Below are 10,635 nucleotides of genomic sequence, written 5' to 3' on the forward strand. Positions count from 1 at the left end.
GTCGGGGCGGGCGCGGGGGTGAGCCCGGCCGGGGTGTCCGGGATCAGAGCGGCCAGCAGGTCGGCGGTGTCGATCGGGTGGCCATACTGGGGGGTGTTCACGGGGTCCTCCGTGGGCTGGAGCCGTCCCGGTGCCTCGGGGCGGCTTCGTTGTGGGTGGGGGTCAGGCGAGCCGGGCGGCGGCGGCGACCAGGCGGTCGGAGGTGTCCACCGCCTCGGTCCGGGCGCACTCCAGGTAGCCCGCGTGCTCGACGCCGCGGATCCGGTACACCGCGCTGACGGCGGCCTGGGCCGGGCCAGCGAGGGCGGGCACGAGGATCGAGAGGGTGGCGTGCGGGGCGGTGATCGCCGCGCGGGTCTCGTGACTGGCCGCGCGGGCGGCGGCGTACTCGGGGGAGTCGGCGCCCTTCGTCAGCCGGATCTCCTCGCGCAGGACCATCGCGCGGCGGTGGTCGGCGAGCGCGACCAGGAGCGCGGTGACGGCCTCGACCCGCTCGGAGCGGCGGGTCTCGGCGAGGCCGGCGGACCGTTCGGTGCGGGTGGACCGCTGCTGGATCAGCCCGGCCGTGACGGCTCCGGCGAGGGTCCCGGCGATCGTGATGATGCTCTGCCACATGGCGGTGGATCCCTTCTCGGGGGGGTGTGCGGCGGGGGTGTGCGGGCCGGTGTGCGGCCCCTGTCACACCCCCGTCCACGTGGGAATTCGCGCTGTGCGGGGTGTGCGGGTGTGCGGGGTGTGCGAGGGGGGTCAGACCCCGGCCAGGACGGGCACCAGCCGGTACCGGCCCTCCTCGGCCGTCGGGGCGAGGCGGCCCTCCTCGGAGAGGCGCTTCATCTCCTTGGAGACCCAGGAGCGGCCCCGGCCGAGCTGGTCCAGGAACGGCCCCAGGTCGGCCGGGCCGATGGTGCCGGGCCCCATTCCGGCGAGCATCTCGATCAGCTCGACCAGGAGCTCGCGGGCCTCCTCGGGCGACAGGTCGCTCGGCGGGAGCTCGGAGCCCTGGCCGGTCGGCTCCAGCTCAGCGGTCACGTCGAGGTCGGCGTCCTCGGGGTCCACCAGGCCGTCGTCCTCGGCCAGGTAGACGCCCGGCTCGTCGTCCTCCGGCTCGCCCTTCGTCAGGGACAGCACGGCGGGCCCGTCCTGGCCGGTCAGCTCCACGCGGCGCACGAACCGCTCTCCGGCCGTGCGCTCGGCGGCGGCGGCGGTCACCAGGTCGACGCCCGGCCGCACGCTGGCGAAGGTGGCGACCACCCAGGCGGCCATCTGCTCGTAGGAGCCGCCGGGGCCGGTCCAGAACGTCCGGGCCGGGTTGGCGTACAGGTCTTCGTCCACCCCGGCGGAGACCAGGTACACGTAGCCCTTGCGCTTGTTGCCCCAGGCCGCCGGGTTGGCCCCGGCGTCCAGCACCTCCTCCGGCAGCGCGAACGAGGCGTCGTCGCCCCGGACGCCGAAGCACAGCGCGGCCGGCAGGGACGCGCGGGTGTCGGTGGAGAGCTGGTAGCCGCTGGCGCGCTGCATCGAGATGACCAGGGAGACCCCGGCGGAGCGGGCCTCCTGGGCGATGCCGGTGAAGCTGTCGTCGCCCATGTCCCGCAGCGTCTTGGCCGCCTCCTCGAACCAGGCGAGCAGGTACTGCAGGCCGTCGCAGCCGCAGGCCTTGAGCTTCTTGCAGGAGTGCTTGCGGCTGGTCTGCTTCTCGGCGGCGGCGGGCTCCCACGCCCGGTAGCCGTGGTCGCGCAGCCACTTCGTGCGCTCGGGGATGGCGGCCTGGACGGCGGCGACCATGCTCATGGTGCTCGGGGTGTCGAGCGCGACCCAGTCCATGGCGGGGATGAGGGGCTGGAAGTCCTGCCCCGCCTTGGCGCTGTCGGACAGCCAGACGACGACGTCCTTGCGGGACAGGATCTCCAACAGGATGTCGACGGCGCCCTCGGTCTTGCCGGAGCCGGTCATCCCCATCACGAGGATGTGGATCGCCTCCAGCAGTGGCAGCAGCAGCTCGGAGCCGTCGTCGTAGACGCCGATCCGCAGCGGCTCGGCGATCGACGCGCCAGGCCGGGACGGGCCGGGCCACACGGTCGGGGTCTTCAACATGTCCTCCGGGACGATGACGATCTGGCCCCGCCGGGAGGAGTCCGGGCTGGGCTGGACCCGGACCGCACCGGGCGGCACGTCCAGGCCGGACTCCAGACCCGCGATCGCCTTCGCAACGTCGGCGTTGGTCAGCTCACCCGCCGGGAGCGCGTACGGGACGGTGACCCGGTTCGGCTCGACCTTCGCCTCGCCGAGCTTGGTGCGGGCGAGCCCGACCTTCTCCAGCAGGCCCTTGTCGGCGCTGCCGCCCTCGGCCGCCGGTGCCGGGTGGAGCTGGCGGAAGTTCCAGCTCAGCGCGGTGACGATGCCGCCGATGAGGTAGATGTCGGGCAGCGGGCGCACCCACGGCCCGGCCAGCGCGGCGCAGGTGACCCAGCCGGAGGCGGCGGCCACGGTGATGGCGGAGTGGAGCCGCCGGGCCGGGTCGAGCCTCTTGCCGATCCACCAGGCGGCGCCGGTCAGCGCGACCGATCCGAGGGTGAGGCCGACGCCGCCGAAGGCGCTGTCGTGCCACATCGGGTAGCCGCCCAGCCCGGCCGCCCCGACCAAGCCCGTGGCGATCCACGGCGGGGTGTACGGCTTGGCACGGTGGGCCAGCCAGGCCCCGATGCCCTTCATGCTGCTGCTGCCGTTGAGCTGGTTCTCGCGGTGCTCGGCCTGCTCGGTCGTCTTCGACATGGTCTGTCCTCCCTCAGAACCGGAACGGCGCGGTGGTGGCTGTGCGCTGTGCCGGGGGGCGGACCAGGTCGGAGTACTCGCGCTGGAGAGCGGCGTACGTGGCGACCACGTTCTTGGCGGCGGCGGTCGCGCTGTCGGCGGTCTTCTTGAGCTTCCCGGCCACGCTGCGGGCCTTCATCCGGCGCTGGAGAACGTTCTCGCCGGGGATCGCCACCGCCTGGGAGAGCCGCGCTTCCAGGATCTTGGCGGCCACGGCCAGCTCGATGGCCGCCTGGACCATCACCGCCCGCACGTGGTTGCAGTACTGGATCACCTGGTCCGTGCTGTTGAACTCCGGCTCACCCAGGATGAAGTGGGAGTTGCTGGTCTGGATCCGGCCCCCGCCGTTGCCACCGCCACCGTTGTTGCTGCCGTTGTTGCTGCCGTTGTTGCTGCCGTTGCCGACCACGTTCAGGTTGATCCCGAACGACGGCGCGAACGCCGCGTTCCAGCTGCTGTTCTTCGTGGCGCCCTTGTAGCCGGGGTTGGTGCCGGCGTTACCCGCTGCGGTGCCTGACGTGCTCTTCGACGTGTCGACCACTGTGGTCTCCCCATGGCGAGGCTGAGCCCTGTCCGGTGGCCCGGCGGGCTTGGTGCTCTCCAAGAGTGGACTCGTTCTGACAGAACGTCAAGGCGCTCTGATGGATTGCGTCTTCGTGCTGACGGCGCTAACGTCCGTTCCATGACGAACACACCGAAGCGCCCCGAGTACCGGCGCGTCGCCGACACGATCCGGGGACGCATCGCCGGAGGGGAGTACACCCCCGGCGAGCGCCTGCCCACCGGCAAGGAGCTGGCCGCCGAGCTGGAGGTGAGCCAGGGCACCGCCGAGAAGGCGCTCCGTGTGCTGGCCGCCGAAGGACTGATCACCATGACGACCCAAGGAACCCACGTGACTCGCATCCCCCAGAAGATCCGCCGCGCTGTCCCTCAGCGCTACGAGGCGACCTACCGCGAGAGGGGGCGCGGAGCCTTCGACGTGGAGGTGCGGGAGCACGGCTACGAGCCCCGCTGGGAGACCACCGTCACCGAGACCGAGGACGCCACGATCCGCGCCCGCAAGATGTGGGCCGACGACGTCCCGGTGCAGATCGCGGTGACCACGGTCCCCAAGGCTGTCGCTCAGGAGGCCGACGTAAAGGGCCAGGACACCGGCACCGGCGGCATCATCAGCCGCATGGCGCAGGCCGGTCACGGCCAGGACCTCATGCGCGAGGAGATCGATGTCCGCCCCCCGACGGCGGAGGAGCAGGAGTTCCTCGGCCTCAGCGAGGACCACCGCGTGTACGAGCTGACCCACAGCGCCTACGCCGAGGACGGCACCACCGTGGAGACCACGGTCCACGTGATGCCGACCCACCTGTGGAGCCTGGCCTACACCTGGTACCCCGACGAGTCCCGCTGAGCTGACCAGCCCGGAACTCGAAGCGCCCCCATCTCAGCCTGAGACGGGGGCGCTTCCGCGTTCAAACTTTCTCTACGGGTTCAAGGCCGCGCGGCGGCCCGGCGGCCGCCCGCTCCGGCCGCCCTCCTGTCTCCGCCCCGGGCTGCCGGGCGACGGCCGCCGGAGGGTGCGTCAGTACCGGTCAGAACACCCGGGGGGCTCCGCCCCGCCGGACCCCCCGGCCACCTCCGGGGAGCCGGGGGCCTCGATGTCGAGTGCGACGTGCGCCGGGGCGGGCGTGGACCGTATGGCGGGACTCCCCGGCGGACGGCACCCCAAGGGGCGATATCACGGCCTCTGGGGGCCCTCACCGGCCGCCAGCGGATCGTGCACGCCTGGCGAGATGGTCGGGCCCCCGGCGGCCGTGATCCGGCACAGCTGCCGCCCACCGGGGAGTCCCGCCACGGCCCCCACCCGTGGGTCAAGGACGATGGCCAGTCGAGCGCGAAAAGGTCGGCACCGGGTGGGGCCAGACGAACCCGTTCCCGACAGCCGCGGATTCCACCTCGCACGCGCGCGACGCACGCGCGCCTTGAACCCGCCGACCGGTCCCGCCGGCGCCCGGTGATGAACATGAAGTTGGCCCACTCCTGGCGGTCCGGATCGAGCCCGGCCTGACTCGCCGACGAAGACCCGATGACGTACCGCACGTCACCAACTTCACGTACCGATCGAGCACGAGCACCAGGACGACGAGCACCACCAGGAGCACGACGAGCCCACCAAGATTCAGCGACGACACACCCTTGCATCACCATCCGATGCGACCGACACCAAGCGACCGAAGCGACCCGATGCCCACTCCTATGCATCACGACGCGACGGCCCCTCCACCAACGTTGGTGAGCGGTCGTTCACCAACGTTGGTGGGCGTCGAAGCAGGCCCCGTTTTTCATGATCGAAGTCGGTCACACCTCATGCACTTCGAGATGACCCCGGTCGATCACACCTCATGCACTTCGAGATGACCCCGGTCGATCACACCTCTGACACTTCGAGCCGACCCCGGCGACGACCGCGTTCGCGACAGCTCTTGCATCTCCGCCCCAGCGGTCGATGACATCTCTTGCATTTCGCGCGGCCGCGCGGTTGGTCGCACCTCTGGCATCTCGGTGATCTTGGTCCCGCTCGAACCGATCAAGATCATTTACAGTGCTAAGGTATCGTCACTTCGCGACGATACGAGGCCGCCCCGGGCGGCCTTTTTGGTGTCCGGGCGAGGGTCGGTCGGCACTCCTGATGTGGCTCCTGCTGCAGCTCTCGATGCGGCTCCTGATGCGGCTCCTGATGTCCGCACCCCTGCCCGTGGACAGGCCCGGGAAGCGCGCAGGTCAGACCCCGCACCAATGCTCACCGAAATGCCGACATCCCTCTCCTGGGCCCTCTCCTCTGGTGTTGGTGGTGGTTGGTCGGCCGGGCGGTGTCGCGGGCTCGGAGAGCCTGCGGCGCTGGTTGGGTGGTGGCGTCCGACGGTGGTCGGCCGCGTGCTCGGCGGCGTCCGGGATCATGGTCGGATGAGCACCCCGAGGCGCCCCCTCCACGTCCGATCCGACGACGAGCACCAGGCCGTCGAGCACACCGCCGGCGCCCGCCGACTCCCGATCGAAGCCGCGGTTCTCGACGACGACCAGGCCGCCGTCGACGTCCACCAGGAGCGCGTTGAGCCGCCCCGTCGACGGCCGCTCGGCCCCGGCCCGGCCGACGCGAAACTGGAACAGTAAGCACTAACTTGCTACCGGCTTTTACCGCCGTAGATGCCGGTAGCGAGTTAGTGCAAACTGACACCAGTTTTGCCCGGAGCCCGCACCTGCCTACGGCGGAGCGAGCTATCCCCGTGGACACTCCACGGGCACGACGAAGGCCCCGACCGAGCACGGTCGGGGCCTTGGCATTGGCGCGTCAGGCGGTGCCCCGGACGCGCGCCATCGAGGCAGCGATCTCGTCCTGGCGGTCGGCGTTGTTGGCGCGGACGGCGGCGAGGAAGGCGTCCCGCTCGGTGGTCAGAGCGTCCAGCTTCGCGCGCTGGCGTTCGCCGTCCTGACGCTGACGCTTGGCCTCCGCCCGGTCCGCGTCGCGGTCGGCGGCCTTGGCCTGCCGGTCTAGCTCTTCACGGCGGGCAAGCACCCGGGCGTACAGCGCTTCCTGCGTCTCGGCCAGCTCCTTGCCGGTGGCCACCCGGACGTGGTTGCGGCGCCCACCAAGCCCGGCCACCAGGTCGGCCGCCGAGTCGTACGCCTCGGCCTCCACGATCGCCTTTACGTCCATCTCGGCGTCGGCGCCGATCACGGTCGCGTGGGCGTCGGGCGTCATGATGACGCCGCCGGTCAGGTCGTCCGGCTTCTGCTGCTCGTAGACGTACTGGAGGTCCCTCTCCTCCGAGTCGTCGCCGGTCATCCCAAGATGCCGGCGCAGTCCGCGCGTCCACTCGATCGCCCGGCGACCGGCCATCGCCGCCTCGTACTCCGCCCACCACGCCCGCAGCTGGTCAACCCTGCCGTAGCCCTCGGCCTGGCGCGGGTCGAGCCCGCCGACCTCGATGTCCCAGAGCCGGTAGAGCATCTGGAACGGCGTCATGGTCTTGCGGCCCCGGCCGGTCTTGCTGGAGGCGTTCGCGGTCTCCAGCGCGGCCCCCTTGGTGGCAGCCAGGTCCTCGCCCACCGAGTCGGCGGGCTTGCCGTCCTGCACCTTGGTCAGGTACTCGATCAGCGCCTTGGCGTCGGGCGACTTCACGATCTGGATCATGACGCCGTGGCCCTTGCCCCGGCACTTGCAATCCGGGATGCCGCACTCGGTGGACGGCTCGAACGTCGGGTCCGCCTTGCGCAGGGTGCGGGCCCACAGGCCGCGCAGCCAGTCCTCCCAGGCATCCAAGTCCTCCTGAGCGGGCTCGAAGTAGCCGTCCTTGTCCACGGTGCCGTTGGCCGGGGTGCCCTCGACCGTGGCCCCGAGGAAGGCCAGGAGGTTCATGTGCGGGTGCCAGCCGTTTTTCTGGCTGCGGGTGACCTCCGAGGCCCGGGCCATGCCCATGTAGCCGATCGAGTGCCGAATGCCGTCCTCGGCCGGGCGGACCGACGCTCCGACCGTGCCGTCCTTGCGGGTCCAGGTCGAGATGGTCTCGGGACGCCCGTAGAACGCTGGGTCGGTCAGCATGGTCTGGTAGGCGCCCGGCGACCGGCGCGGCTTGCCCGACTTGTCGAGCACCGGGGCGCCGTCCGCGCCGACCATCGGGGCGCCCCACAGCGCGTTCGAGAGCCGGTCCAGCTCGGTCGTGTGGTTGTGGCGGGCGGTCAGCACGACGACGGCCAGCGTGCCACCAGCGGCCAGGTGGCGGAGCGCGGCGGTCATCAGCTCCTCGGTGCGGCCCCGGCGGATCGCCGCCGAGCACTCCGGGCAGAACCAGATCCGCCCGCACCGCACTAGGCCGATGGTCACCGCGTAGCCCTTGCTGGACCGGGCGTGGATCACGCCCGTGTCCGGGTCCAGGACATTCCGGCCGCAGCCCGCGCAGGCGCCGACCTTGGAGATCCGGTTGAGCACCTTCCGGCCCTGCCATCGCCGGACCGGGGCGGGCGTCTTGGCGGCCCGAGTCGCCACCTGCGGCCCGGCCTGCCCGTCGCCGCTCTTGGAAAACTCTGTCAACCCTTTACCCAGCGACCCTTTCGGGTCGGAAAACGCGGGCTGACCTGCGGAAACGGGGGGTAGTGATCCGGCGGTTTCGGGCTTCCCCAGGACCCGCTTGGCACGGCTCTTGCAGGGCTCAGAGCAGTAGATCTTGGGGCGTCCACCGGTCGTGGCCGGGATCGACTTCCGGCACATCGCGCACTTCGGGCGCTTTGGAAGGCGGGTCTGGGTGACGGCTCGGGCCGCCTTGGATACGCTGGACACAGGACCTCGGAGTTGTGAGAGATGACGAGGTTCGGCTACGCGAAGGTCCGGGCGCCTGAGAAACTCCCGGGCCTTCAGCCGTTTCTGGGGACTGATCCTGCCTCATGACAAGGCGCCCCGCCGGGGTTTCCGGCGGGGCGCCTTCGTCGTGTTCAGCTGGTCGGGCGGACCTCGGTCCCGGCGAGCAGGATCACCGAGCCGTCGTCCGCGACGTCCTCGTGCCAGTCCCAGACGATGGCCCCGGCCGGGGCGGTGGTCTCGTAGCCGAGCACGTCCAGGGCCTCGGCGCGGGCCTCGACGGTCGGGATGTCGGTGGTGCCGAACTCCTCCGTGGGCCAGTCGGCGACCGACCCGGGCAGGACGACGAAGAGGTGCCAGGTGCCCTTGGGGCCCTTGGCGAAGGTGGCGCGGTAGGTGGTCACAGTCGGATTCTCCTCTGGTGTGTCAGAACAGCGTGTCGGTCGTGTCGTGTCGGCTGTTGAGGGCGGCACGGGCGGCCCGGCGGCGGCGGTCGGCCCCGCGCCAGCAGGACGGGCACCACGCCCGGAGTTCGGCCGGCGGGAGAACCGCGGCTTCGCGGTCGGTCAGGTCCGGCTGTCCGACGGAGAGGCGAACCGGGCCCTTGTGTCCCTTGAGGTACTGGCCGTGTCGGGTGTCGCAGCGGAGCCCCGATCGGCCGTGTCGGCTGCCGCAGGCGCCGGTGCACTCGCAGGTGCGTTCGGCGCGGGCCATGACGTCCGTCCAGGCCGGGGTGGCGGCGACCGGGTCGGCGGTGGGCGGGGTGGGGGTGTGGGTCTCGAACAGCACGGGTGCCTCCGTGGCGTGTCGATCCGGGTCGGCCGGGCGGCCGGGGCCGTCTCCACCGGCGGGCGGTGGAGGCGACCCTGACTGTCCGGGCGGTCAGTCGAGGTCGGTGATGGAGGTCTGGCCGTCGATGGCGGCCGGGGCGGCGGTGACGCGGGTCCAGGCCTGGCGGAGCCGGGCGGCACCGGCGACGTAGCCCAGCTGCCGGAACCGCTCCTCCATCGCGCGGAGGCTCCTCGGCGGGTCGGTCTCGGTCCGGATCATGTGGACCACGACGTCCAGCTCGACGTCGCTCAGCGGGGCGCCCGGCTCGGGCGACGCGGGCGCGTCGGGGGCCGTGTCGTCCGTGTCGGCCGGGGTCTCTGCCTCCGGCTCCGGGGCGGCCTCCGGCTCCGGCTCCTCCATCGGGAACGGCTCGGGCTCGGGTTCCGGGGTCGGCTCCGGTGCCGGGGCGGGGATCTCGACGGGGGCGGCGGGCGCCTCCGACACGGGCTCCGGGGCGGGCGACACGGCCGTGTCGGCAGCGGGCTCGACCGGGGCCGGGGTCCGGCCGTAGAGGCTGTCGAGGGCGGCGACGGCGGCGGCGGCGGTCCGCTCGGCGTAGGCGTCCGGCAGGGCCGTGCCGAGCCTCATGTCGCCCGCGCCGATCCGTCGGGCGAGGCGCCAGGCCGCCCGCTCGGACCGCCGACGGGTCCACCGGCCCGGGTGGTGCGCGGCCCGGGCCCGGTGCCACTCGACCAGCCGCAGGGCGTCCCCGGTGCGGCGGTCGGCCTCCGCGTCGACCCCGGTCCGGTGGACGACGATCGAGCGAGCGAGCAGGCCCGCCAGCTCAGCCGCCGCTGTCATCGCCAGCGGCGACACCCCGTAGGCCACCCGCTCGGCGGTCGTCTGGGCAATCAGGACCCCGGCGACGGCGGCCACGACGGGGATGCCGATCAGGCCGACACGCATGGCGGCCGGGTAGGGCCGCTGGATCAGCGTGAGGCCGAGCATGGTCAGGCCAAGGACGAGGATCGCGCCCTCGCCCCCGGCGACGACACCGACGGCCGTGTCGGAGCCGAGGGCCGCCGACGCGTTGGAGTAGGTACCGACGGCTCCGGCCGTGCCGACGGCGGCGCAGACGGCGAACAGCGCGCCGAACACGAGGCGGGTGCCCTTGCTCAGGTGGCGGGTCTGCATGGTCGTCACTCCCCGATCCGGACGCTCTGGGTGACGGTCTGCGTCACGGTCTGGATGACCGACACGCCGGGCGTACCGCCCGTGCCGGACCGGCCGCGTCGACCGGCGGCGACCGCGACGGCGGCTCCGGCGACCAGGAGCAGGGGGAGCCCGGCGGCGGCGCCGGCCGCGAGGGCGGCCACCCCGTTGGCGAGGAGGCCGAGGGCGGCGGAGAGCATCCAGGCCCCGCCGCCCACGCCGACGGCGGTCACGGCGGTGCCGACGGCCCAGCGCGGGACGATCGGCCCGGCCGGGGTCGAGGCCGGGGCGGGGAGGTTGGTCTGGAGCGGGACGGGGACGTAGACGGGCTGACCGCTCGGCAGGTACGCGACCGTCATCGGGGCGGTCGGGGCCGGGATCGGCGCGGTCGGGGCGGCGGTCGGGGCGGGCGCGGGGGTGAGCCCGGCCGGGGTGTCCGGGATCAGAGCGGCCAGCAGGTCGGCGGTGTCGATCGGGTGGCCATACTGGGGGGT

At 72.4% G+C, this 10,635-nt stretch carries 9 protein-coding genes and 1 pseudogene; 2 read left to right on the forward strand and 8 right to left on the reverse strand.

Translation table 11 applies throughout. From position 1 onward, the window contains the following. Positions 1–162: 162 nt before the first annotated feature. The 3 genes from ACWC9T_RS38825 to traA form a co-directional block, all read right to left on the reverse strand. The gene (locus ACWC9T_RS38825; protein ID WP_449825748.1) at positions 163–615 is read right to left on the reverse strand and encodes a protein kilB; all 453 of its coding nucleotides are present in this window, start codon (positions 613–615) and stop codon (positions 163–165) included. A gap of 132 nt (positions 616–747) precedes the next feature. Next, positions 748–2,772 (reverse strand): plasmid transfer protein TraB, encoded by a 2,025-nt coding sequence (locus ACWC9T_RS38830; RefSeq protein ID WP_449825749.1) that lies wholly within the window; start codon positions 2,770–2,772, stop codon positions 748–750. 13 nt (positions 2,773–2,785) lie between these two features. Next, entirely contained in the window at positions 2,786–3,352 is a 567-nt protein-coding gene (gene traA, locus ACWC9T_RS38835; RefSeq protein ID WP_449825751.1) for a plasmid transfer protein TraA, read from the reverse strand. Between the two features lie 141 nt (positions 3,353–3,493). On the opposite strand from traA, the gene ACWC9T_RS38840 reads away from it, so the two are divergent. Both ACWC9T_RS38840 and ACWC9T_RS38845 read left to right on the forward strand, forming a co-directional pair. After that, a complete protein-coding gene (locus ACWC9T_RS38840) occupies positions 3,494–4,216 on the forward strand; it encodes a GntR family transcriptional regulator (protein WP_449825752.1) in 723 nt (240 codons plus the stop codon). 1,553 nt (positions 4,217–5,769) lie between these two features. Then, positions 5,770–5,976: a hypothetical protein gene (locus ACWC9T_RS38845; protein ID WP_449825753.1), complete on the forward strand. Its 207-nt coding sequence runs from the start codon at positions 5,770–5,772 to the stop codon at positions 5,974–5,976. Between the two features lie 178 nt (positions 5,977–6,154). On the opposite strand, the gene ACWC9T_RS38850 is transcribed toward ACWC9T_RS38845, so the two are convergent. The 5 genes and pseudogenes from ACWC9T_RS38850 to ACWC9T_RS38870 form a co-directional block, all read right to left on the reverse strand. After that, positions 6,155–7,894, reverse strand: coding sequence for a replication protein (locus ACWC9T_RS38850; RefSeq protein ID WP_449825754.1), 1,740 nt, complete (start codon positions 7,892–7,894; stop codon positions 6,155–6,157). Positions 7,895–8,292: 398 nt separating this feature from the next. Continuing rightward, entirely contained in the window at positions 8,293–8,562 is a 270-nt protein-coding gene (locus tag ACWC9T_RS38855; RefSeq protein ID WP_449825755.1) for a DUF6303 family protein, read from the reverse strand. A 22-nt stretch (positions 8,563–8,584) separates the two neighbouring features. After that, positions 8,585–8,947 (reverse strand): hypothetical protein, encoded by a 363-nt coding sequence (locus ACWC9T_RS38860; RefSeq protein ID WP_449825756.1) that lies wholly within the window; start codon positions 8,945–8,947, stop codon positions 8,585–8,587. 93 nt (positions 8,948–9,040) lie between these two features. Continuing rightward, the gene (locus ACWC9T_RS38865; protein ID WP_449825757.1) at positions 9,041–10,123 is read right to left on the reverse strand and encodes a hypothetical protein; all 1,083 of its coding nucleotides are present in this window, start codon (positions 10,121–10,123) and stop codon (positions 9,041–9,043) included. A gap of 5 nt (positions 10,124–10,128) precedes the next feature. Next, a pseudogene (locus ACWC9T_RS38870) lies at positions 10,129–10,635 on the reverse strand (hypothetical protein); the annotation flags it as partial.

Source organism: Kitasatospora sp. NPDC001159, from assembly GCF_053598235.1.